This is a genomic window from Alteromonas lipotrueiana (genome assembly GCF_019249245.1).
GTDB lineage: Bacteria > Pseudomonadota > Gammaproteobacteria > Enterobacterales > Alteromonadaceae > Alteromonas > Alteromonas lipotrueiana.
Map to the genome: position 1 here is coordinate 1 of NZ_JAESDK010000020.1, position 24160 is coordinate 24160.

18 protein-coding genes are annotated in these 24160 nt (G+C 46.6%); 6 read left to right on the forward strand and 12 right to left on the reverse strand.

Going from position 1 to position 24160, the window contains the following annotated elements; translation table 11 throughout:
- Nucleotides 1–146: 146 nt before the first annotated feature.
- Together JK130_RS13130 and smrA are read left to right on the forward strand one after the other, a co-directional pair.
- Nucleotides 147–494 carry a hypothetical protein gene (locus tag JK130_RS13130; protein ID WP_218354781.1) on the forward strand — a complete coding sequence of 116 codons (348 nt, stop codon included), beginning with the start codon at nucleotides 147–149 and terminating at the stop codon, nucleotides 492–494.
- Between the two features lie 547 nt (nucleotides 495–1041).
- Nucleotides 1042–1626: a DNA endonuclease SmrA gene (gene smrA, locus JK130_RS13135; protein WP_218354782.1), complete on the forward strand. Its 585-nt coding sequence runs from the start codon at nucleotides 1042–1044 to the stop codon at nucleotides 1624–1626.
- Nucleotides 1627–1997: 371 nt separating this feature from the next.
- Here smrA and purL read toward each other — a convergent pair whose 3' ends face one another.
- Entirely contained in the window at nucleotides 1998–5888 is a 3891-nt protein-coding gene (gene purL / locus JK130_RS13140) for a phosphoribosylformylglycinamidine synthase (RefSeq protein WP_218354783.1), read from the reverse strand.
- A gap of 228 nt (nucleotides 5889–6116) precedes the next feature.
- On the opposite strand from purL, the gene mltF reads away from it, so the two are divergent.
- Both mltF and JK130_RS13150 read left to right on the forward strand, forming a co-directional pair.
- Nucleotides 6117–7466, forward strand: coding sequence for a membrane-bound lytic murein transglycosylase MltF (gene mltF, locus JK130_RS13145; RefSeq protein WP_246587805.1), 1350 nt, complete (start codon nucleotides 6117–6119; stop codon nucleotides 7464–7466).
- 181 nt (nucleotides 7467–7647) lie between these two features.
- A complete protein-coding gene (locus JK130_RS13150) occupies nucleotides 7648–7803 on the forward strand; it encodes a hypothetical protein (RefSeq protein WP_218354785.1) in 156 nt (51 codons plus the stop codon).
- On the opposite strand, the gene tadA is transcribed toward JK130_RS13150, so the two are convergent.
- Entirely contained in the window at nucleotides 7785–8321 is a 537-nt protein-coding gene (tadA, locus tag JK130_RS13155; protein WP_218354786.1) for a tRNA adenosine(34) deaminase TadA, read from the reverse strand. The genes JK130_RS13150 and tadA overlap by 19 nt on opposite strands.
- A gap of 208 nt (nucleotides 8322–8529) precedes the next feature.
- Between tadA and JK130_RS13160 the strand changes: the two genes are divergently transcribed.
- Nucleotides 8530–8766, forward strand: a complete 237-nt coding sequence (locus tag JK130_RS13160) for a hypothetical protein (protein ID WP_218354787.1) — start codon at nucleotides 8530–8532, stop codon at nucleotides 8764–8766.
- Nucleotides 8767–8815: 49 nt separating this feature from the next.
- On the opposite strand, the gene JK130_RS13165 is transcribed toward JK130_RS13160, so the two are convergent.
- Complete coding sequence (locus JK130_RS13165) at nucleotides 8816–10750, reverse strand: monovalent cation:proton antiporter family protein (RefSeq protein ID WP_218354857.1); 1935 nt, start codon at nucleotides 10748–10750, stop codon at nucleotides 8816–8818.
- Between the two features lie 181 nt (nucleotides 10751–10931).
- Between JK130_RS13165 and JK130_RS13170 the strand changes: the two genes are divergently transcribed.
- On the forward strand, nucleotides 10932–11837 hold the full coding sequence (locus tag JK130_RS13170) for a GGDEF domain-containing protein (protein WP_218354788.1): 906 nt from the start codon (nucleotides 10932–10934) through the stop codon (nucleotides 11835–11837).
- A gap of 40 nt (nucleotides 11838–11877) precedes the next feature.
- On the opposite strand, the gene tilS is transcribed toward JK130_RS13170, so the two are convergent.
- From tilS to bamA, 9 genes are all read right to left on the reverse strand, one after another.
- On the reverse strand, nucleotides 11878–13224 hold the full coding sequence (gene tilS, locus JK130_RS13175) for a tRNA lysidine(34) synthetase TilS (protein WP_218354789.1): 1347 nt from the start codon (nucleotides 13222–13224) through the stop codon (nucleotides 11878–11880).
- A gap of 40 nt (nucleotides 13225–13264) precedes the next feature.
- The gene (accA, locus tag JK130_RS13180; RefSeq protein WP_218354790.1) at nucleotides 13265–14221 is read right to left on the reverse strand and encodes an acetyl-CoA carboxylase carboxyl transferase subunit alpha; all 957 of its coding nucleotides are present in this window, start codon (nucleotides 14219–14221) and stop codon (nucleotides 13265–13267) included.
- Between the two features lie 84 nt (nucleotides 14222–14305).
- Nucleotides 14306–17770, reverse strand: coding sequence for a DNA polymerase III subunit alpha (gene dnaE / locus JK130_RS13185; protein ID WP_218354791.1), 3465 nt, complete (start codon nucleotides 17768–17770; stop codon nucleotides 14306–14308).
- A gap of 18 nt (nucleotides 17771–17788) precedes the next feature.
- Nucleotides 17789–18364, reverse strand: a complete 576-nt coding sequence (gene rnhB, locus JK130_RS13190; protein ID WP_218354792.1) for a ribonuclease HII — start codon at nucleotides 18362–18364, stop codon at nucleotides 17789–17791.
- Nucleotides 18357–19514 carry a lipid-A-disaccharide synthase gene (lpxB, locus tag JK130_RS13195; RefSeq protein ID WP_218354793.1) on the reverse strand — a complete coding sequence of 386 codons (1158 nt, stop codon included), beginning with the start codon at nucleotides 19512–19514 and terminating at the stop codon, nucleotides 18357–18359. The genes rnhB and lpxB overlap by 8 nt, the downstream gene beginning before the upstream one ends.
- Before the next feature lie 3 nt (nucleotides 19515–19517).
- Nucleotides 19518–20288 carry an acyl-ACP--UDP-N-acetylglucosamine O-acyltransferase gene (gene lpxA / locus JK130_RS13200; RefSeq protein WP_218354794.1) on the reverse strand — a complete coding sequence of 257 codons (771 nt, stop codon included), beginning with the start codon at nucleotides 20286–20288 and terminating at the stop codon, nucleotides 19518–19520.
- A 1-nt stretch (nucleotide 20289) separates the two neighbouring features.
- Nucleotides 20290–20739 carry a 3-hydroxyacyl-ACP dehydratase FabZ gene (gene fabZ / locus JK130_RS13205; protein WP_218354795.1) on the reverse strand — a complete coding sequence of 150 codons (450 nt, stop codon included), beginning with the start codon at nucleotides 20737–20739 and terminating at the stop codon, nucleotides 20290–20292.
- Nucleotides 20740–21069: 330 nt separating this feature from the next.
- The gene (locus tag JK130_RS13210; protein WP_218354796.1) at nucleotides 21070–21585 is read right to left on the reverse strand and encodes an OmpH/Skp family outer membrane protein; all 516 of its coding nucleotides are present in this window, start codon (nucleotides 21583–21585) and stop codon (nucleotides 21070–21072) included.
- 50 nt (nucleotides 21586–21635) lie between these two features.
- Nucleotides 21636–24113, reverse strand: coding sequence for an outer membrane protein assembly factor BamA (bamA, locus tag JK130_RS13215; protein WP_218354797.1), 2478 nt, complete (start codon nucleotides 24111–24113; stop codon nucleotides 21636–21638).
- Nucleotides 24114–24160: the final 47 nt, after the last annotated feature.

Here is a 24160-nt window from a genome sequence, read left to right on the forward strand (position 1 = left end):
GTTTGTTCATGCTAGCCTCCAAATTGATTTAGTATTGAACAAACTAATTATGGCTCTGGTGAGCAGTTTTGCTGTTAGCTAACCCACGAAAATGCGGAGGCTAGCATTTCTCAGGGAGTCATTGTGTCTATTTTCACGGATAATAAATGAATAAAGTGCTGCTATTTCTATTGTTACCTTGGCTTTCTCTTAGTTTCTGCGCTAGTGCAGCAGCTATTGATGACAAAGCCGAACTAGAAAGAGTTGTGATTGGGTATGAGAAACTGGCGGCGAAAGCTAAAGCTTGTCCAAGTTCAGGTAATATAAGCTCAGAATCATGTAAAAGCTTAATTAAATCCTTCAATTCTGGAGAGGTAAACAAACTACTTAATACCTTTACATCGAATGTCAGTAACTATTTTGCTATAGACCAAAATTTAGCAATGCGAGGTGTTACAGCTATCATTACCATTGCAGACGCTCTGCGCTTTATATGGGAGGAACATAACAAGTGAATTATGTGGTTTGTAAATTTACTGGGAAAGTACTCGCTGGCCTTTGGCCAGAGAACTCACATTTGCCCCATATCGAAGGCGTGATTCACAGTCCGTTAAACCATCATAGCGATCATTCGATTATAAATTCATACCGTCCGGATATGGCCTACCAACCCAGTAATACCCGTATAGCATATTTGGCCCCCCTGCTCTTCCCTATGACATATTGATCCCTAAACTGAGTACATCTCTGCTTCTGCCTAGCGCTCTTTTTGAGACTGTCAGGCAGTCAGGAAAATCCAAATTCCTGAGTCTTTGCGACAAAGTGGCCCGGCTGTCGGGCCGACGCAATCCTTTGGTACTTGCACTCATTCGATTGAGCCTATGTAATAGCTGGGGGGCTGGCATATCGAATTAATCAGGCTGCCATGTTCTGTGTGCAGGCAATGTCGTATTACATATCTTTAAAGCTGCGAATTTTTCGCTGTGGTAAACTCATCGGGTCTTGTTTATCGTACAAGTGCTATCTATATACATGTTTTGCGGGCAATGTAGTGAGGCTTTTATGCAAACAGACTACGACGAAGAATTTGAAACTTTTTTGACTGAAATGGGCGATGTAAAGCCGTTGGTGCCAGATGATAAAATGCATCTTCATTCACCTGCACAGCAACTTGCTCAAAAGCAACAACGGGCTGCTTTACGACCTGCTGAGAGCAAATATACCAATCCGCTTAGCCTTGAAGGCGTTAAGCCGGTTAAACCGGACGACTTTTTAAGTTATCAGCAGCCAGGAGTGCAGGATGGCGTGTTTAAAAGCTTACGGTTAGGCAAGTATGCTATTGAGCGTCGGTTATCGCTTAAGGGGCTGACTGTTGAGCAGTCGCGGGATGCGCTTTACAAAATGGTGTGTCAAAGCCACAAAAAGGGCGAACGTACGTTACTTATCTCACATGGTACGGGTGAGCAAAGTAAGCCTTTTCCAGCGCTAAAGAAGAGTTATGTCAGGCATTGGCTAGCTGAAATGGATGAAATTATTGCCTACCACACAGCCCAGCCTGTTCATGGTGGCCGAGGTGCAACTTACGTCTTATTAAAAAAACATCCGGAACAGAAATTGATAAATCGGGAGAAAAACCGTCGCAGGTAATTTCTGAGCGCGCAGACTACACTAAGTTGTGTTCAGTCATTCTGCGCGCTAAAGAAATTATAGTTGGACAGACTGCTTTGTACTTTGCATTTGTACGCTCGCAGCACTGGCCGAAGAGCTAAACACGGCCGTAATCATCATAAATAATACAGCAAGAGCAACTCCGGTTAGTCCAAACCCTCGTGATGAACGATTCATAGTCGTCTCTTTTGATTCACAGATTTTCGCACGCATCGACGAAAATAAGGTTATGACCCGTATTCCCTATTACTAAGCGCCATCCCAGGCTGCAAATACTCTAAAGCAGTCTGTAAAAGATAACAAGGCGCATTTAGTATAAATAGCGCACAATAGTTATCTTTTATTGGCTGCTAACCCACAAACACTCTGGCATTGCGGAACATGCGCATCCAGGCGCCGTCTTCTTGCCAGTTATCGGGGTACCACGAGTTAGCCACTGTCCTGAATACCCGCTCTGGATGCGGCATCATAATGGTGCTTCGACCATCAGAGGAAGTCAGTCCGGTTATGCCGGCCGGCGAACCATTTGGGTTAGCCGGATACTGCGTAGCGACTTGTCCATAGTTGTCGACATAACGAAGGGCAACCTGGGATTGAGCCTGTGCAACCGATTGGCCGTGGCTAAATTCGGCCCGGCCCTCGCCATGGCTCACCGCAATAGGCATTGTTGAGCCCTGCATACCCTGCAGTAAAACCGACGCTGAGTCGGTAACCTCTACCATTGCTACCCGGGCTTCAAAGCGCTCAGACAAATTACGTACAAAGTGCGGCCAGTGTTCGGTACCGGGTATTAATGATTTCAGATTAGAGAGCATCTGACAGCCATTACACACCCCCAGACTGAAAGTATCGTTGCGTTCAAAGAATGCCGCAAATTGATCGCGAGCCAGTGTATTGAACAACACCGATTTTGCCCAGCCTTCACCAGCGCCAAGAACATCCCCGTAAGAAAAGCCGCCACACGCTGCCAATCCTTTAAAATCAGTTAACGAGACCTTACCCGATAAAATATCGCTCATGTGCACATCAACAGCACTAAAACCAGCACGCGTAAACGCAGCAGCCATTTCATGATGCGAATTCACGCCTTGCTCACGTAAAATTGCAATTTGGGGACGTAATCCGGTAGCAATCATCGGCGCCGCGATATCTTCGGTGACGTCATAACTAAGTTTGGCGCTAAGTCCTGGATCTTCGCTATCCTGCTTGGCGTTGTGTTCTTCACGGGCGCATTCTGGGTTATCGCGAAGTGACTGCATTTTGAAGGTAGTACCAGCCCATGCCATGCGAAGCGGCGCACGCTGTTCGGCAAAAACAGATAAACCGTTACGGCAGAACTCTATTTTATCCTGAGTGTTTAGCGTGCCCACTTCGTGGCACAACCCGGCAATACCGTGTTCACTGAAAATATCCTGCAACGCAGCAATATGTTCTTGGGCCACCTGCACCACCGCACCTAACTCTTCGCTAAACAAAACACTTAAATCATCACTGCCCAGGGTATCAAGATTGACCGTTACGCCCGTTTTACCAGCAAAAGCCATCTCGGCTATGGTGGTAAACAGGCCCCCGTCTGAGCGGTCATGATACGCCAGCAATAAGTTTTGTTCGCTGGCTTGTTGAATAGCGTTGAAAAAACCGAGAAGCTGTTCGGCATTATCAACATCAGCAGGATGACTGCCCAGCTGCTCATAAACCTGCGCCAGGCAACTTCCGCCCAAACGGTTTTGGCCAGCCCCCAAATCGAGTAAAAACAAACGCGTATCAGGTTGGGTAGTCTGCAGTTCGGGAGTCAGTGTTTTACGAATGTCTTTTACCGCGCCAAAGGCGGTAATAACCAACGATAACGGTGAGGTTACCGCTTTGTCGTTGCCATTTTCATCTTGCCATGCCGTTTTCATCGACATCGAATCTTTGCCAACCGGAATTGTTAACCCCAGCTGTGGGCACAACTCTTCGCCTACGGCTTTAACTGCTTCATACAAACCAGCATCTTCGCCCGGGTGTCCAGCTGCGGCCATCCAGTTTGCTGATAATTTAATGCGCTTGATGTCACCAATGTTTGAGGCCGCAATGTTGGTTAAAGCCTCGCCCACCGCCATACGAGCAGATGCCCCATGCGATAACAGTGCTATTGGCGTGCGTTCACCCACTGCCATGGCTTCACCATGGTAGGTGTCAAACGCACTGGCGGTCACTGCCACATCGGCCACCGGAATTTGCCACGGCCCCACCATTTGATCCCGGGCAACCAAGCCGGTCACCGAGCGATCGCCGATGGTGATTAAAAAGGTTTTTTCAGCAATAGCCGGCAATGCCAGCAGTCTTTGGGTCGCGTCTTTAATTGTGATGCCGGTGCGATCCAGCTCTTGTGCAGGCGCTGTCGCCGAGCTAACCTCACGGTGCATTTTGGGCGGCTTGCCTAATAAAACATCAAGCGGCATATCGATAGGTTGGTTGTCGTACTGCGCATCGTTTAAAGTAAGATGCGGCGCTTGAGTCGCCTCGCCGACTACCGCAAAAGGAGCACGCTCGCGCTGGCATATTGCCTCAAAAACGGGCATATCTTCAGCAGCGACCGACATCACGTAACGTTCCTGAGACTCATTACACCATATTTCAAGCGGTGTCATACCTGGCTCGTCGGTAAGCACATTACGTAATTCAAACTTACCTCCACGACCGGCGTCATTAACCAGCTCAGGTAGCGCATTTGATAAGCCCCCGGCACCCACGTCATGAATAAACTGAATGGGATTGGCATCGCCCAGCTGCCAGCACGCATCAATGACTTCCTGACAACGACGCTCCATTTCCGGATTGTCTCGTTGTACTGAGGCAAAATCCAGGTCTTCATTAGACTGGCCCGAAGCCATTGACGAGGCCGCGCCGCCACCCAGCCCGATATTCATAGCCGGGCCACCAAGCACAATCAGTTTTGCGCCTACAGTGATCTCATTTTTTTCAACATGATCGCGGCGTATATTCCCTAAGCCCCCCGCCAGCATCACTGGCTTGTGGTAACCACGTACCTCGGTGCCATTAAAGCTGTTAACGGTTTGTTCGTAAGTACGAAAATAACCCAGCAGGGCTGGCCGTCCAAATTCGTTATTAAACGCGGCGCCGCCTAACGGTCCTTCCAGCATAATATCCAGCGCACTAACTATACGTCCTGGTTTTCCGTAAGGCTGCTCCCACGGTTGTACAGCATCGGGTAAATTAAGGTTAGACACACTAAACCCTACCAGTCCTGCTTTGGGCTTAGAACCTCGGCCGGTAGCGCCTTCATCGCGTATTTCACCGCCCGAGCCTGTTGCTGCCCCGGCAAACGGAGAAATCGCCGTAGGGTGGTTGTGAGTTTCAACCTTCATTAATATTGCGATATCTTCGTGATGGTACTCATACTGGTGCGTGGCAGGGTCTGGAAAGAAACGCCCTGCCGGCCAGCCTTCCATAACGGCGGCGTTATCTTTGTAAGCTGAAAACACATGATCAGGCAATACTTCAAAGGTATTTTTAATCATTTTGAACAACGATTTTGTTTGTTCAACGCCATCGATAGTCCAGCTCGCATTAAAAATCTTATGACGGCAATGTTCAGAATTGGCCTGGGCAAACATGTACAGTTCAATATCGTTGGGGTTGCGCCCTAACCGAGTAAAGCTGGTATAAAGATAATCAATTTCATCCTCGGCCAGTGCCAGGCCCAGCGCATGGTTTGCGTCGGTCAGAGCTTGTTTGCCCTGCGCCAGAATATTTACCGATTTGAAACTTTCTCCCCGGGTGTGGTGAAATAATGCCCCGGCGTCGTCAATATTGCCAAATACGGTTTCGGTCATTCGGTCATGCAGCACCTGCGCCACCTGCTCGTGCTCAGCGGCCGTCAACGGCTCGTCTGTATCCAGGTAATAGGCACAGCCGCGCTCAATGCGCTGCAAATTGGCCAGACCACAATTGTGGGCAATGTCGGTAGCTTTCGTTGACCAGGGAGAAATTGTGCCCGGACGGGGCGTCACTAAAAATAAGGTACCTTGAGGGGATTGCGTGCAGCGGTTGGGGCCATAGGTGAGCAGCTGGTTAAGTACCGCGGTGTCGGATTCACTCAGTACTGTTTGAGTTTCAACCAGATGAATATACTCAGCGTATAGTCGGTTAATTTTGATGCCTGATTGACCAAGCCGTTCAATAAGTTTAGTTTGTCTAAATTCAGACAGTGCAGGAGCGCCTCGAAGGACCAACATATCGCTTTACCTGATTGTTATTTGATAACAACGTCATAGATTGCTGTTATCTTTTGATTGACGGGGTTCGGCGCGGATTATAGAGCAATTCGGGTTAATTGATAACCATGGATTGAACGATTAAGCAGGATTTTTACCTTTAGTAGTATGATAAGTCTTCACTCTTTTATCTCACATCTTAATCGTGTCTTCACGCTACGCCTTTGGCGTGCATACGCTATGGTACTGATGCTGCCACTTATTATCTTACAGATTGGCTGCAACCCGACCCCACCGCCAAATAAACTACAACAGATAAAACAAGACGGTATTTTAAAAGTAGGGACTATTTATGGCCGCACCACATTTTATCACGGCAGTACCGGCCCTCAAGGGTTCGAATACGAACTGGCTGAACGATTCGCTAAACAGCTAGGGGTGCAGCTTCAGCTTTTGCCTTTTTACTCATATCATGCACTGATGCAAGACCTGGATCAGGGCCGTATTGATCTGGTTGCCGCGGGCGATGCGTTATCTGCCTCTAATAAAGATGTGTACAAACTGGGGCCGGTGTATCAGCAGGTTGCGCACAAACTTGTATTTCAGCAAGGCCAGCCCCGCCCCCGCCGGATCGACGATTTAACCGCGCCGCTGTTAGTGGTAAAAGGCAGCAGTACCGAACAGCTTATGCAGCAATTGCAGCAACACAACCCCGACCTGAAATGGCAAAGCACCGATAATAAAGATATCTGGGAGCTGCTAAGTGATGTTGCGCAAGGAACATTGGCGTATACCGTGGTAGACACCAATACATTATCGGTGCAACGTCGGCAATTTCCTCAGCTCAGTATTGGATTTGGGTTGGATGAACCAAAGGGCATTGCCTGGTTACTTAATGCAGAAGAAGATGATTCGTTGCGCAGCGCAATTATTCAGTATTTCGGTCACCTGCATCAGGGCGGTGTGTTTAAGTCACTGGAAGATAAATATTTCGGGCATATCCGTCAATTTAACTATGTTGATACCCGGGCTTTTATTCAGGCCGCCAAAAACCAGTTACCTACCTATATTGATATGTTTCGGCGTCATGCTAAAGACATTGACTGGCGCCTGCTGGCGGCCATGAGTTACCAGGAGAGTCACTGGCAGCCTGATGCTGTGTCTTATACAGGGGTTCAGGGCATGATGATGCTTACCCGCGATACTGCCAGCGACCTGAATATTGCCTCCAGACTTGACCCGCAAAGCAGCATTGACGGCGGTGCCCGATACGTTACCAGTTTAATTCGTCGTATACCGGCCCGGGTAGGTCACCCCGATCGTCTCTGGATGGCTTTAGCGGCGTATAATATAGGCTTAGGCCACTTAAATGACGCACGCGATTTGACTGAACAACAAGGTGGCAATCCGGATTTGTGGGTTGATGTAAAAAGACGGCTACCATTGCTGGAACAAAAACAGTTCTATAAAACCACCACCTATGGCTTTGCCCGGGGTCGGGAGGGCAAAAAATACGTAGAGAATATTCGTCGCTATTACGACACCCTTATTTATTTGGATAATAACACGGAATTACTACAGCCTTTGCCTGAGGCCTGAATTTGAATCACAAGGGGTTAGCCTTTATAATTAGAGATAGAACAGCAGATAGAAATGTGATATCAAAAACATGCTTCTATGCGTGGGCAAACCCGCTAAGGCAAACGTAACGTACTACTTAACGACGTCTTATAACCGCTCATTTCTGCTGTTTTGTAAACTCAAACGGAAAAAGGAATGAATGAAAAGAAACCGAATGATGAAATCCAGAAAATTTTTACGTAATAATAATCATCGGCGTTTAATGTTTAAACGCAGTCATCAACGCATGTTACATCGCCGGCGCCAGTTTGTATGTTACGACCTGCAACCAGAAATTCAGCGTTCTGCTTCGTAAGCGCGCTGAGCCAGCTTCAGGGCTTTTTTTTCGGCCCGACGACGGGCAAAAAAATGGGATATTACTTCAGCACACGCTTCTTTTAAAATTCCGCCACAAAGCCCGGGCTGATGATTCAGCTGGCTATGATTAAGCAGTTGTAATGCAGACCCCGCTGCTCCGGTTTTCAAGTCATAAGCGCCAAACACCACCCGCTTAAGCCGGCTATGCACAATGGCCCCCGCGCACATAGGACACGGTTCCAGGGTCACATACAAAGTGGCGTCAACAATCCGATAATTTTGTACCGCTTTGGCCGCCATTCTGATGGCTTGCAATTCTGCATGCGCACTTGGATCGTGATCAGTAATGGGCGTATTCCAGCCTTCACCAATAATTTTTCCGTTTAGCACCACAATTGCCCCCACCGGCACTTCCCCCAGCGCTTCTGCACGACGCGCGCGTTCAATGGCAAGTTGCATCCAGTGCTCGTCGCTATGGTCAATCACTGCTTCAGTTGGCGAATTTGACGAATTCATTGGCCAATTTCCTAATTTCTATTGAGCTATATTTTTTAAAATAAATATAACCATATAATAATTAATAACTTTTTTTATTTTGAAACGTTGCATACATTTTGCTTTATGAGTTAACTATAAGCTAAAATGCTTAAATAGAATAAAATATAAGCAATTCTTAAGAAATCATTTTACACTAAAATAGTGATATCAGGTGAGGGTAACAAAAATGAACTTAACCGCTATAGCCATTGTGGCAATTGTCTCAGGTGTGATTTATAAAATTATAGAAGCAGGGTGCCAGGTATCAAAAAACAAAAGCGCCAGCCAGAGCACACTCAAAGAGTATCAAAGCGAAATCGCCGAGCTGCGCGAACGTATTGAAGTACTCGAAAAAATTGTCACCGACGAAAGCTATGAGTTAAAAAAGAAATTTAAAGATCTTGATAACGACAAAGTTGCTTAAACCCAATCATACCGGCGTTTAGTTTAGTTTAAGTAAGCGTTGTGTGTCGCTAGCCGCCGTCCAGCAGATACCGCTCTGCCTGCTCTACGCGGCCGGGCTTGCCGATAACAATGAGTATATCGCCGACGGCTAATACCACTGAATGAGCAGGCCGGTTTATTTGCTTACCATTACGCCGAAGACCTTTTACGGTGACCCGCATTGTATTGAGCTTAAGCTCGTGTAAAGCTTTACCTATACAGGCAGCATGGGATCCCAGCGCTACCGCACGAACAAACTCCAGTTTATCCTGAGTATTATAGGTAATTTCAGTTGTTTCGCCGGGGTAAAAACCATGGAGATGATCGTAGCGGCCTTTGCGCTCTTGCCTTACCCGTTTAAGAATGCGTGACATCGGCACTCCGGAATAATGCAGCACCTGGGTAATCAACATCAGATTTCCCTCTTGCAATTCAGGGACTACTTGCGCAGCGCCCGCATTGTATAAACTTTCAAGCTCATAATCGCGTTTGGTTCTTACCATAACATCCAGCTTCGGGTTAACCTGGTGGGTGGCGCTCATCACCCTGATAGCCTCACCAGGGTAATCGAAGGTGATCAGCAATAATCGCGCGCCATTCACATTCGCTGAGTGCAAAATATCTTTGTTTCGACAGTCTCCAAAAATAATCGGTTCACCGGCATTACGGCTTTCATACACCCTCACCGGGTCTGAATCAATAACAACAAACGGGATATTTTCTGTTTTTAATAGTTTTGCAACCGACTGCCCCACCCGCCCAAATCCGGCTATAACTATATGATTAGCAATGCCCGAATACGGTTCATGTTCTTCGCTGGGAAGCTGTGCAGGTGAACGACGCGTCATATAATTTGCTAAATCTGCACTTTTTCCTATCAAATACGGCGTGATGATCATACTTAACACCCCCATGCTAATCAGTATGGAAGACTGGCTGTCAGACAATACGCCATGAGCGGTGGCCAGCGCGGCAATAACGAAACTAAATTCACCGACCTGACATAGTTGTATACTGGCAGACCACGCATGGTTTGGTTTACATCCGGCCAGCCATGCCGAGGCACGCATAAGCAGCACCTTTATAAGCATTATCACCACCACGCCGAAGACAATAAATACAAAGTTGTCGGTTAACACTTTAAGATCAAGCTGCATGCCCACGGTAACAAAGAACAAGCCCATCAATATGTCTCTGAAAGGCCGAATATCTGCTTCTAGCTGATATTTATACTGACTTTCGCCTAACATCATACCGGCTAAAAAGGCCCCCAGGGCCATTGATAAGCCAAATACATAGGTCAATCCCCCGGCCAGTAAGGCAATTAAAATTGTAGTTAAAACGAACAGTTCATCGGTTCGGGTTCGGGCTACTTCGCGAAACACCCAGGGCAGAACCCACTTACCCACTGAGAGCAAAAACGCCACGACAACGATGCCCTTTAACAGAGCCAGACCAAGTACCTGGCCTAACCCTACATCAGTGTTTGTTGAAAGGAGCGGGATAACAATAAGAAATGGCACCACGGCTAAATCCTGGAACAGCAACACGCTGATAGCTACCTGACTGCGCTGATGATTTAAAATGCCAAGTTCATTGATTTGCTTAATGACAATGGCGGTGGAGCTCAGCGCCAGCATTCCTCCTACAATAACAGCTGTAGAAACGGGCAGCCCCAATAACCAGGCTAAGGCGCTGAACAACAAGGTGGCGAAACACATCTGCGCAGCGCCAGCACCAAATACCAAATTACGCATAGCGAGAAGTTTAGGTAGAGAAAATTCCAGACCTAACGAAAACAGCAAAAAGACAATGCCGATTTCGGCCAGTAAATGCATGTCCTGAGCGTTATCATACAGACTAAGAATTTCCGGGCCGGCCACCATACCCGCAACAAGATAAGCCAGAATGGCCGGTAAATTCAGCCGCCGAAACCCTGCCACACAAACTACCGCGACCGCCATTAACAAAACAACCTGCAGAAAATTGTGCTCTGGCACGTGCACTCCAGTTAATTAATAGTTTCTTTATGTAGGCATAAACTTTGCTTTATACCGTTATAGATTAGGTTTACCGGCAAAATATTGACAGCATTTCATTTTTGCCCTGCACACGATATGCGGTGCGCTCACTAAGGTCCTGGTTATGGATTTGCAAAATACACATTACGATAGCTCCTTTACCGACAGCGCTTATACGGTAACTTCTGTTGGGCCCGAACTTACCTGTACCCAGTTTCAAACCTTTGTGAGCAAGCTATTATCTACCCTTGATCTTGATAACCTGGGCCGTCTGTATCATCATCAATTGGCCTGTTACCTACCGCTGTGCATGTTAAATCTGTCATCGGTTCGACCCAATATGATATTGGGCCAACAGCTATCGCATAATCAGGCCGGTGAACAACTGAACCTGTTTATAACCCAGGCCTCCCATAGGCGTACCGAGTACGTAGCACAATACTACTTTACACGATCTCTAACCCGTGGCGAGCGAAAACTGGTCGAGCAACTTCACGCGGTCTTTTCTCAGCAGTTGCTTCAGGTTATTGCTTTTAACCAACTAAAAACACTGGCCACTAAAGACACTCTGACTGGGTTAAGTAACCGTAACGGCTTTAATGAAGCCTGTGCCCGCTTACTCAGTCGCGCTCAGCGATACCACGAGGTATTTGCGTTATTAATTATCGATTTGGATAACTTTAAATCGGTCAACGATACATTAGGTCACAAAGAAGGGGACAATGTTCTGGCCCAGGCAGCTACCAATATCAATCATGCGCTGCGCGGTGAAGATGAAGCATTTCGGTTTGGAGGAGATGAGTTTTGCTGTTTGTTGAACTGTGTTACTGACGCATGCATAGATTCAGTCGCGTTGCGATTGCAGCAAACTATTGCTCAAAATAATTATTTAACCAAGCAAGGGGTGTCCTGTAGTATCGGCGGGACGGTTTACCAGACCGGTGACGATATCAACAGCCTGTTTGAGCGTGCCGATACCGCCCTTTATCAGGTTAAAGGCAGCGGAAAAAATGCGTATCAGGCGGCCTGATTCTGCGGTTTTGCGGCAGCAGTTTGCCGCTTTTCAGTGTTTACCGATTTTTTAGCTTTATCTCAAGCCCGACACTATCCCCGGCAAAATAAACGATTTGTTCAGGAAGCACCGCGGCTACCACATTTTCGTTATTAAAAATCACCGGAATATGGCGACGACGCCAGGCCGGTATCTGCCACTGTTTAAACCAGTCTTTCAATTTTTTAGACACTCCGTCTTTATACATTCGGCATGAAATAGCGGGCATATTTCCATTTACCTGCACATCGCGATTGCACACGAATGACCCGATACTCCATTTTTCGTCAAAATGTTCACCAGCCTTCAGTAAGCGGGGTTCTACTGGTGCTGCAGGCAGTGTATTTACCACATAGATTGTGTTTTGGAAGCAGCGTAGCTCATTGCTACCCAACTTAATAAGGGGCTGAGCATCCATTGCACTGCCAGCTAACTTTAAAATTTCACCAAGCTGTTTGGCGTCGGGCATAGATTTGTGTTGATTTTCTAACCACCGGCGTACCAGTTGTTCTTGCCAGGCAATCGAATAGTCGGCCAGCTTCAACAACGAGATCCCCGGTCCCCTTATGACATATCTCACATTTTCGGTGGCTAGCGGTTCATCGTTATTAACCAGTAATGACTGCAGGCGTTCGTCACACACCTCTTCTAATAAAGCATTTTGACGGGCACATAACTGAGCACTGCGGGCAATGGTTCGGCTGATGGCAGGCCAGCGCTTACGAAGCAAAGGGGTTATTTGCTGGCGAACAAAATTGCGTTCAAACTGCATGTTCTGGTTTGAATCATCTTCAACCCAGCTAAAGCGCAACTCGTGGGCGCATTGCTCAAGCTGATTGCGCTCATACTTTAACAAAGGGCGTAACATCCAGACAGACTGGCGTTGGATCAATGCTGGCATAGCTGCCAGTCCTTTAGGGCCCGCGCCCCGCTGAGCTTGCAGTAAAAAGGTTTCAAGCTGATCGTCCCGATGTTGACCCAACACCAATACGCCATTTTGGGTACGGCAATACTCAAATAGCGCAGCATAACGCTCGGTGCGAGCGCTGGCTTCGGTACTTGTGCGAGACTGCTGGCTAACGGTGACCGCAATGGCGGCGAAGGTACAACCCAGCTTTGAACATTGTTGTTGGCAATGCTGCTGCCAGGCATCAGCGTGCGCACTGAGTCCGTGATGAATATAGACCGCGTGAATATGCGCTGGATTTACGCCGGGTAACTGACAGACCGCCTGCAGTAATACGGTTGAGTCGATACCGCCGCTAAAGCCTATAACGAGGGGCATAACCGCACAGGGCCCCTGCTTGGGGCCCTGTGAAATTAACTGGTTTAGCTGGCGATGAATGTCAGTTATTAAATCATGCACAGTCTTAGTACACCTTAACGTGAAACCAAAGCTGTATTATTTAGCAATAACCAAATGACATAAGTCGCTCATAGCGCTCACTCATTAACGTTTCTTGATCCAGGCTCATCAGTTGACTGAGTTGCTGTTTTAACGTGGCCTTTAAATTAGCTGCCATGCCATCATGGTCGCGATGCGCCCCGCCTAATGGCTCATCAACAATAGAGTTGATTAACCCAAGAGCTTTAATTTGTCCGGCGCTCACACCCATAGCTTCTGCGGCCAACGGGGCTTTTTCGGCGCTTTTCCATAAAATTGACGCACACCCTTCAGGTGAGATAACCGAATAGGTAGAATACTGGAGCATATTCACCCGATCGCCCACCCCGATTGCAAGCGCACCGCCTGAACCACCTTCACCAATAACCGTACAGATAATAGGTACTTTGAGTTCAGACATTTCCATCAGGTTACGGGCAATCGCTTCACTTTGTCCGCGTTCTTCGGCACCTACGCCCGGGTACGCTCCCGGGGTGTCGATAAGCGTAATAATTGGCATTTTGAATCGCTCTGCCATTTGCATCAGACGCAACGCTTTGCGATAACCTTCTGGTTTTGGCATACCAAAGTTACGTCTGATCTTCTCGTTGGTATCGCGCCCTTTTTGATGACCTATCAGCATCACTGGTTGGTCATCTAACATAGCCGGTCCACCGATAATTGCTTTATCATCAGCAAATGCGCGGTCGCCAGCCAGTTCATCAAACTCGGTAAAAACCCGACCCACATAGTCCAGAGTATACGGGCGTAAAGGATGACGCGCTAACTGAGAAATTTGCCAGGCGCCCAGGTCAGAAAAAATCTTTTTTGTAAGCTCAGCACTTTTGGCGCGCAAACGCGTGATTTCTTCTTCAATACTGACGTCAAACTCACCGCCCTGATTTACTAACCTAAGCTCTTCAATTTTTGCTTCTAGTTCAGCAATAGGTTGTTCAAATTCTATAAACTGTATACTCATTGTGTGTCCTATATTTACTGCGCTGTAGTCAGGGCCAACGATAACGCTGTTTTAGCGAATGATAATAACCACTCACGCTAAAACTCAATGATAACTTAGCGATACCGCCTTTTCGCCCAAACAATGCTTTAATTCGTACAATAGCTGATCTTCTGGAGTGATATACCATTGGGCACCACACCTTACCACGGCTTCGGCATCGGGATGCAAAACCTGCAGTTCTACCGGGCAACTGCCCCCGGTATAGGGCTGTAAAATATTCTGCAGCGATGCCAGTGTTTTCGATGGCATATGCTGCGTGTCTATTTGTAATAACAAAGCCCGGGCTCTTTGTTCGCGAGCCTGAACAATATCCATTACATCACGTGCGGTGATTGTATTGCCCCCAGAGAAATCATCAAAGCTGACCTGTCCTTTTACCAGCAATATCCGGTCTGATACCAGAATACTCTCAAACTGCTCATAAGTATCAGGAAAAAAGCGAACATCCATACGGGCGCTTTTATCGTCCAGGGTAACAATAGCCCAACGACGGCCTCTTTTGTTGGTCATTACCCGTACCGATAATACTAAACCTACAGCGGTGGCCATTTGTTCTTTAGGTGTGGGCTTCAGGTCAACCAAACGGCCATCAGCATAATGCTTTATTTCACTGGCGTATTGATTTATAGGGTGTCCGGTTAAATACAACCCTAGTGTCTCTTTTTCACCGTCTAACCAGACTTTTTCGGCCCATTGGGGTACTTCGGCAAAAGCTTGCTGAGTACTTTGTGGCTCAGAATTCAACAGCCCGAACATATCTGACTGGCCAAATGATTCTGCTTTGGCATGCTGGTCAGCCGCCGCAATAGCTTCGGGTAATGTTGCCATAATTGCAGCCCGGTGAGGGCCCAAATTATCAAGTGCCCCTGCCAACACCAGTTTTTCCAGTACCCGCTTATTCACGCGTTTGATATCCACCTTAGCACAAAAATCAAACAAGTCGGTAAACTTGCCATGATTCTCTCGCGCCTCAATAATGGCTTCAATCGGGCCTTCACCTACCCCTTTAATCGCGCCGATACCATAAACAATACGACCCTTTTCATCTACCGTAAATTTATGTCGGCCTGCGTTTAAATCCGGTGGCAGTATTTCCAGCTTCATACGCTGAACTTCATCCACCAGGGTGACGATTTTGTCGGTATTGTCCATGTCGGCTGACATTACCGCTGCCATAAACTCAGCCGGGTAATGCACTTTTAACCAAAGGGTTTGATAAGACACCAGCGCATAGGCAGCCGAATGCGATTTGTTAAAGCCGTACCCGGCAAACTTTTCTACCAGATCGAAGATTTTCATCGCCAAATCGGCGTCGATATTGTTTTTTTCAGCGCCTTCGGCAAAAAAGGTTCTTTGCTTTGCCATTTCTTCTGGCTTTTTCTTACCCATGGCCCGGCGTAATAAGTCGGCACTACCTAGTGAGTAGCCCGCCATTTCCTGGGCAATTTGCATAACCTGTTCCTGATACAAAATAATGCCGTAAGTGGGCTCAAGAATTTCTTGCAAACACTCATGCTGATATTCTGCATCCGGGTAAGAAATAGCTTCCCGTCCATGCTTACGGTCGATAAAGTTATCAACCATGCCAGATTGTAATGGCCCGGGGCGAAACAGCGCCACCAGTGCAATGATATCTTCGAAGCTGTCAGGTCTAAGCCGCTTTATCAGCTCTTTCATACCGCGGGATTCAAGCTGAAAGACAGCCGTAGTTTCGGCCGCCTGTAGCGAGCGAAAGCTTTTGTTGTCTACCAGGGGTATCGACGTAATATCAATTTTTTTACCATGACCTTCTTCAATCATGTCGATAGCCCACTGAATGATGGTCAGGGTGCGCAGACCTAAGAAGTCAAATTTAACCAAACCAGCGGTTTCAACATCATTTTTGTCAAACTGGGTAACCGGAAATTTGCCTTCGTCGTCGCAGTATAATGGCGCAAAATCAGTGATGGTCGTTGGCGCAATAACCACGCCCCCGGCATGTTTACCGGCATTACGAGTGACCCCTTCTAGAATACGCGCCATGTCGATAAGATCTTTTACTTCTTCATCAACATCGTATAACTCGGGTAGCCGTGGCTCGACTTCAAATGCTTTACCCAGGGTCATTCCGGGGTCAGGGGGAATAAGCTTGGAAATACGGTCAACAAACCCGTAAGGGTGCCCCAATACCCTGCCGACATCCCTTACCACTGCTTTGGCTGCCATCGTACCAAAGGTAATAATTTGCGATACCGCCTGACGGCCATATAGCTCGGCGACATGCTCAATAACCTCGTCGCGTCTATCCATACAAAAGTCGACATCGAAGTCGGGCATTGAGACCCGCTCAGGATTCAAAAATCGTTCGAACAGCAGATCGAATTCTAATGGATCCAGATCGGTGATTTTTAAGGCATAGGCCACCAGCGACCCGGCGCCTGACCCCCGGCCCGGCCCCACAGGAATCTCGTTATCTTTACTCCACTGAATAAATTCCATAACGATAAGAAAGTAACCAGGAAAACCCATTTGGTTTATGACACCCAGTTCTATATCTAATCGTTCATCATAGGGGGCTCGTTTGGCGTGACGCTCGGTTTCATCAGCAAACAAAAATTCAAGCCGCTCTTCTAAGCCTTCTTGAGAGCGCTTGACTAAAAAGTCAGCCGTGGTCATACCGCCGGTCGGAAACTGCGGCAAAAAATATTCGTTTAAACGAACGGTGACATTACAACGCTTGGCAATTTCGACTGTATTTTCGATAGCCTCGGGAATATCGCTGAACAGTTCAACCATTTCCGACGCTGAGCGCAGATATTGCTGCTCACTGTATTTTTTGGGGCGTCGCACATCTTCCAGGGTAAAGCCATCATGAATAGCAACACGAATTTCGTGCGCATCGAAGCCTTCTTGATCGACAAAACAAACTTCGTTAGTCGCCACTACAGGCAAATCATGACTTTCGGCCAGTGCCACAGCCCGATGTAAATAGTCTTCTTCGCCAGGGCGCCCCGTACGCAGCAGCTCCAGATAAAAATGATCGGCAAAATGTTGCTGATAAAATTCAAGCGATTCGTTAAGCAGTTTATTGTTGTTCTTTGTCAGCGCAATACCCACATCACCCTGCAGGGCCCCGGACAGCACAATAATGCCTTCAGCATGTTCAGCCAGCCAGGCCTGATCGATAACAGCCCGATGAGCCACATGCCCGCGCAAGTAGGCTTTGGAGATAAGCATGGTAATGTTTTTGTAGCCCGCATTGTTTCGTGCCAACAGTGTCAGGCGAAAGGGTTCATTGCTAAACGCTTCGTTAATTACCCAAAAATCGGTACCGATAATTGGCTTAATACCACGGTTATGACATTCAGAATAAAACTTAACCAGACCACACATATTCATCTGGTCGGTTAATGCGACCGCCGGCATATTGTGTTCGCACACCTTTGCCAATAATGGTTTGACCTTGTTCAGGCCATCCATCATAGAAAAATCACTGTGTACGCGAAGATGAATAAAAGGGGATGTCATAACACCTGCTATTTACAGTTATTGGGCGGATTCGAGTAATGCACGCACGGGCTTGAAGCTTTTGCGATAGCACGTTAGTACACCATGCTCGCTGAGCGCCGTAAAGTGGGCTTTGGTAGGATATCCCTTGTGGCCGGCAAAACCATATTGGGGATAAAGTTTATCCAGCTCAAACATGTCATTGTCACGCTCGACCTTAGCCAATATAGAGGCAGCTGAAATCTCGGCGTGCAGGCTGTCGCCTTTAACAATAGCGTGTGACGTGTAAGGCCAGTTGGGCAGACGGTTACCATCAACATATACCATGTCAGGGGTAACACTTAAGCCGCTTACCGCCCGGTGCATAGCTAACATTGTTGCCTGCAAAATATTTATCTGGTCAATCTCTTGTGGTGTTGCTCTGCCTATTGACCAACATAGCGCCTGATTACGAATTTGCACCGCGAAGGCTTCTCTTTTTTTCGCGCTGAGTTTTTTTGAATCGGTCAGCCCCACAATAGGTTTAGCGGGATCCAGTATCACCGCAGCGGTGACAACATCGCCGACCAACGGCCCACGCCCTACTTCATCAACACCGGCTAAATATTTATGCATGGGGGATAAGATCCAATACTGCCTGAGCAGAGACTTTGTCAGCATCTACCGCTAAAGTTTGATGAATCTCGGTAAATTTCTGCACAAGTGCACTATTGTCACGATTTAATAAATCAAGCAACTGCTGACCAAGATTCTGCGGATTCACTTCATCCTGAAGTAACTCTGGCACTAGTTTTTCGTTGGCCAGTAAATTAGGTAAGGTAAAAAAAGGCGCTTTATACAATCGCTGCATTATTTTGTAAGTCATCGGCGACAGCTTATAGGTAGCCACCATAGGCCGCTTGCACAACATGGCTTCCAGGGTGGCAGTCCCTGACGCCAGTAAGATAACATCTGAAGCTATCATAGCCTGACGTGCCTGTCCTTTAACAAGCACAATGGTACCCTGCTGATACAACGCTTTGGCATGTTCGTTAAGAAAGTTGTCGATAAAGGTATAGCGATGTTGGTTTGCCGCGGCAATCACAAATTTACATTCTGGCTTTTGCTTTAAAACGCATTCAATGGTGGCTAAAAAGATGGGCAACAATTTAGCCACTTCGCCCCGACGGCTGCCGGGTAACACCGCCATTACCGGCACTTCTGTCGCCAAATTCAGGGCTTCACGGGCATGTTTTTGAGACGGTTCAAGCTCAATTGCGTCGGCAAGGGTATGACCCACAAAACGATATGGCACCTGATACTTTTTATAAACCTGCTCTTCAAATGGAAACAAACCTAATACGCAGTGTGTCGCCTGAGCGATTTTGTGAATGCGATTCTCGCGCCAGGCCCATACTGTGGGACTCACATAATGTACCGTTTTGATGCCTTTTTGCTTTAACGCTTTTTCAACACGCAAATTGAAATCCGGCGCATCCACACCCACAAAAATATCGGGCGGATATTTGTCAAAATGAGCAATGAGGTTCTTTTTAATTTTTAAGATGGCCGGAAGATGGGCTAAAACTTCAAACAACCCCATCACAGACAGCGTTTCCATATCAAACAATGAGCGGCACCCTGCGGCTATCATATTGTCGCCGCCAATACCTTCAATAATGGCGTCAGGGTGTTGCTGCTTAATTTGCGCTATCATGCCTGCAGCAAGCACATCGCCCGATGGCTCACCGGCAACAATACCAATACGTAGTGGTCTTGAATTCATGGATTATCGAATAATACCGCGCTTTGCTGCTTTAAGAAAATCTACCAATCGGGTAATTTCCGGGTGCGTAGACTGCGCTTCAGACAGCTTGTCGATAGCTTCATCAACGGTATTGTTCGAACGATAGATTGTTCGGTACGCACGCTTTATCGCCATCACTGAATCGGAGGAGAAACCCCGGCGTTTTAACCCTTCTGAATTAATACCAGCCGGTACATTTTTTTGACCATTGACCATGACATAAGGGGGGACATCACGCAGTACAATAGCACCAGCCCCCACAAACGCATGGTCGCCGACTTTACCAAACTGGTGAATCGCCGCCCCACCACCAAAGATAACGTGGTCTCCCAATGTCACATGTCCTGCCAATGAAACATTATTAGCCAGTATAATGTTGTCACCTAAAATACAGTCATGTGCAACATGGGCGTTAATCATAAACAGATTGTGGGAACCCACCCGGGTTATGCCTTCATCCTGAATGGTGCCGCGATGAACTGTACTGCCTTCACGAAATACATTGTTATCGCCAATAATAAGTTCGGTCGCTTCGCCGGCAAACTTTTTATCCTGACAATCTTCGCCAATAGAGCAAAACTGAAAAAAGCGATTATTCTGACCTACGGTGGTGGGGCCACGTATTACCACATGGCTTTCCAATATACAGCCATCGCCAATACGCACGTTGTCATCAACTACGCAAAATGGGCCAATTTTTACGTTTTCGCCTATAATGGCAGACTCTGATATCACCGCAGTAGAATGTATCACTTTAAACTATCTCTCTGATTGCACACATAAATTCGGCACTACATGCTGTATCGCCATCGACGCTCGCCGTGCCTTTGAACTTCCAGATTCCCCGGCGTTCTTTGACCAAGCTTACATCAAATTCTAATTTATCGCCGGGTACGACCGGGCGCTTGAAGCGGGCGCAATCTATGCCAGCATATAAATAAAGCTTGTCACTTTTGCCCATGGTTTTGAAACCCAATACACCCGCGGCCTGAGCCATAGCTTCAAGAATCAATACGCCTGGAAATATCGGTCGGTCCGGAAAATGGCCCGTAAAACACGGCTCATTCATCGTGATGTTTTTATAGGCTTTGATAGACTCGCCTAAGGTGTAATCGGTAACCCGGTCTACTAACAAAAAGGGGTATCGGTGAGGGAGTAATTCCAGGATTTCCTGAATATCTATAGTATTGAGTGAGTTGGCCAAAAGTCTCTCCTATGCCACAAACCGCTGTAACTGACTATTTTATCGGCTAGCGGTAAAGCCGTTGTCGCTTGCAACCCGTAAAATACAAAACTTCGCGCAAAAATTTTACTGTCTAATACACGCGTGCATTATTGCATAATATCGGCGAGCGTTTTGACGTGCAAAGGTTTGCGTTTTTATTAAAGAAGCAATACAGGTTGGAATTATTAAACGGCGGCAACCATACGCTTTTTAAAGTAAAAAACAAGTCAGACCAACGACTGAAAGACGCTAATCTGACCTGTTGTATTAAGTTACAGGATTGAGCTACAAAGCGAAAAGCTCTTTTAATTAGTTAGTTTTTTTAACTTGTTCAAGTACTTGCTCAGATACGTCAAATTGCTCTTTTGAAAAAGACACTGCACCAGCACTTAAGATAAGGTCGTAGCTGCCTTTTTGAGCAACGCTATCAATAGCCTGTTTAATTAGACCCAACAGTTTATTGCGCTCTTCGTTTTGACGACGCTGAATGTTTTGCTGAAGCGGTTGACCTTTTTTAGCCAGCTCTTCGCGAACACCCTGAATCTTTTGTTGTAACTCTTTTTTATCTTTCTCGCTCATAGTCGCGGCATCACGCTGCAAACGTTCTGCGTAAAACTGACCATCTTTTTGCAGCTGATTGACCTCATCTATCTGGTCTTTAAATTCCATTTGAATGCTGTTAGAAATTTCAGCTGCCTGAGGCATAGCCTGAAACACGGTTTGCACGTCAACTACGCCAATTTTTTGTTCAGCCATTACCGAGCCGCTTAACAAAGCACTACCCAACATAGCGGTTGCAAGAATATGTTTTGCCATCTGTTTCAAAAGGAACTCCTTTTATAATTATTTATAAAATGTAGATATTAAATTTATTTTTAGAAGGTTTGCCCAATATTAAACGTGAAGAATTTTGCGTCATCGCCTTCGCGTTCACGAATAGCTCTGGAAAAACTGAACACCATCGGGCCCATCGGTGAAATCCATTGTACAGATAAACCGGCAGAACTACGATACTGGGTCCAATCTGAATAGTCTATTAACGCATCGTTATTTACCGATATTGGGTCTAAATCTTTGTATTTGTTGTAATCGAATTCAGTATCCCAAACGTTTCCGATATCAACAAACAAGCTTGTGCGTACAGAGTTATCCATCTCAGCGTCTACAAACGGGGTGGGAACAATTAATTCCAATCCACCTAATGCCATAGCATTACCCCCAAGACTACGCTGCGATACAGAGATTCTGCTGTTGGTAGCGGCTCCTGGGTAAGCTTCGCCGTCTGGACCGGTAATCGTTGCGTTGCCAGCGGCTAAAATAACGCCTCGCGGACCCACAGTATTGTTTTCAAATCCTCGTAGCGTATCTGCACCACCGGCGGTGAAATTTTCAGTAAATGGCAAAATCTGATCATTGCCGTTCGCATCACCATAGCCATTTCCGTAACCTAAACGTAGACGCGCTAATACTGACCAACGCTGGTCTCGTGAAAGCGGATAATAAAACTTGGTATCTAAAACAGTTTTAAAGTAGTTCACATCCGAATTGGGAGTGGTAACACTAAAGGTGGCCCGTTGCGACGATCCTGCAGTTGGAAACAGCCCCCGGTTTAGCGTATTACGACTCCAGCTAACACTGGCCAGATAGCTATCATATTTCACAGCTGCCTGGGGATCATCTGCCCGAAACTGATTATAAAACTGTTCTGTTTGTTCGTAATAGCCGGTGTTAAACAGCTCTGTATTAGAGTAAGTAAGACCAAAGTTTATTCGATTGACTTCATCAATTGGATAACCTGCGTTTGCCCCTACAGACCAACGTTTAGAGTTGTACTGGATAACGTTAAAGTCAGAACCATCAAATTCGCTGTAGCCAATTGTGCCACCCAAACTGATGCCGTCGATAGTAAAGTACGGATCGTTATAGGTAATTTGCGCTGACTTTTGATACGAAACGGTACTTAAATTCAGCCCTACCCGCTTACCGGTGCCTAAAAAGTTATCTTGCTGAATGCCCGCCTGAAGACTTAGCTTAGTTCGATCGCCATAGCCGATACCCGCATTAAATGATCCTGAGGGTTGTTCTTCAACATTGAAGTCGACATCCACTTTATCTTCTTCGCCCGGTACCCGGGTTGATTCAAACTCTACATTTTTCATGTAGGTTAACCGCGAAAGTTGATTTTTAGACGACTCAAGCAGGTTGTTTGACAGCCACGCACCTTCCATCTGGTTTACGTTTTGACGCAGTACATCATCCGCGGTAACGGTATTTCCGTTGAAGTTAATACGGCGTACATAGATACGTTTACCCGGGTCCACCGAAATGGTCAGATTAACGGTTTTATCTTCGTCGTTAATCTCAGGGACAGTGGTAACTGTGGGGTAGGCATAACCAAAACGACCTAAATACTTCGAAATAAACTCTTCGGTGTAAGTAACTTCGGCCTGGTTATAAAGCTCGCCATCGGTTAACGGCAATACTTTTTCAATATAATTCTCATTACCCAGTAAATCGCCTACCAGCTCAACGCCTGAAATTCGATACTGTTCGCCTTCCGATACATTTAACGCAATATAGATACCGTCTTTTTCAGGAGTCATAGACACTTGCGTCGAGTCGATATTAAAACGTAAATAACCGCGATCCATATAATGGTTGCGTACCGTTTCCATATCGCCCTGTAACGCTTGTTGCTGATAGCGTGTTTCAGATAAGAAATCCCACCACGGGGCATCAAACTGAAGTTCAAGATCAGCCATAAGCTCATCATCAGAAAATTGATGATTACCTACAATATTGATTTGTTCAATTTTGGCTGCATCGCCTTCTTCAAACAGCAGCTTTAAATCTACCCGGTTTCGCGGCAATGGGGTGATAATGGCCGAAACATCAGCGTTATATTTACCAATGCTATAAAAGAAGTCTTTCAGGCCATTTTCTATAGAGGTTAATACAGTTCGATCCAACGGTTCCCCAAGACGGATATTATTACCGTCAAGGCTCTCCTGCAGTTGCTCATCTTTAATATCATCGTTGCCTTCAAAGATAATATTACTGATGGTGGGACGTTCGGCTACCTTAATAACCAGAGTATTACCACTTCGCAACATCTCAACATTTTCAAAATGTGTAGAAGAATACAGAGACCGGATAGCCTGAGCTACCCTGAATGAATTAAGTTCGTCCCCTACTTCTACAGGAAGATAGGTTAGCGCTGCCCCTAAGGCCACCCGCTGTAAGCCTTCTACCCGAATATCTTCTACGACGAATTGTTCCGGTGATGTAGCCGCGTTGGCTAAGCTAGCACTGGAGAGCATTGCTCCGGCTGCTACTAACTGTCTTAACTTCATCTATTCTTTTTATCCTGCGCCGCGTTACTTCAATAGGTTTGATTGTT

Coding starts and splice junctions, on each gene's coding strand:
- bamA (WP_218354797.1), bottom strand. CDS start 24,113: ATGAAGTTAAGACAGTTAGTAGCAGCCGGAGCAATGCTCTCCAGTGCT.
- rnhB (WP_218354792.1), bottom strand. CDS start 18,364: ATGCATAAATATTTAGCCGGTGTTGATGAAGTAGGGCGTGGGCCGTTG.
- JK130_RS13130 (WP_218354781.1), top strand. CDS start 147: ATGAATAAAGTGCTGCTATTTCTATTGTTACCTTGGCTTTCTCTTAGT.
- smrA (WP_218354782.1), top strand. CDS start 1,042: ATGCAAACAGACTACGACGAAGAATTTGAAACTTTTTTGACTGAAATG.
- lpxB (WP_218354793.1), bottom strand. CDS start 19,514: ATGAATTCAAGACCACTACGTATTGGTATTGTTGCCGGTGAGCCATCG.
- dnaE (WP_218354791.1), bottom strand. CDS start 17,770: ATGACATCCCCTTTTATTCATCTTCGCGTACACAGTGATTTTTCTATG.
- purL (WP_218354783.1), bottom strand. CDS start 5,888: ATGTTGGTCCTTCGAGGCGCTCCTGCACTGTCTGAATTTAGACAAACT.
- JK130_RS13150 (WP_218354785.1), top strand. CDS start 7,648: ATGAAAAGAAACCGAATGATGAAATCCAGAAAATTTTTACGTAATAAT.
- JK130_RS13160 (WP_218354787.1), top strand. CDS start 8,530: ATGAACTTAACCGCTATAGCCATTGTGGCAATTGTCTCAGGTGTGATT.
- tadA (WP_218354786.1), bottom strand. CDS start 8,321: ATGAATTCGTCAAATTCGCCAACTGAAGCAGTGATTGACCATAGCGAC.
- JK130_RS13170 (WP_218354788.1), top strand. CDS start 10,932: ATGGATTTGCAAAATACACATTACGATAGCTCCTTTACCGACAGCGCT.
- mltF (WP_246587805.1), top strand. CDS start 6,117: ATGCTGCCACTTATTATCTTACAGATTGGCTGCAACCCGACCCCACCG.
- accA (WP_218354790.1), bottom strand. CDS start 14,221: ATGAGTATACAGTTTATAGAATTTGAACAACCTATTGCTGAACTAGAA.
- JK130_RS13165 (WP_218354857.1), bottom strand. CDS start 10,750: ATGGCGGTCGCGGTAGTTTGTGTGGCAGGGTTTCGGCGGCTGAATTTA.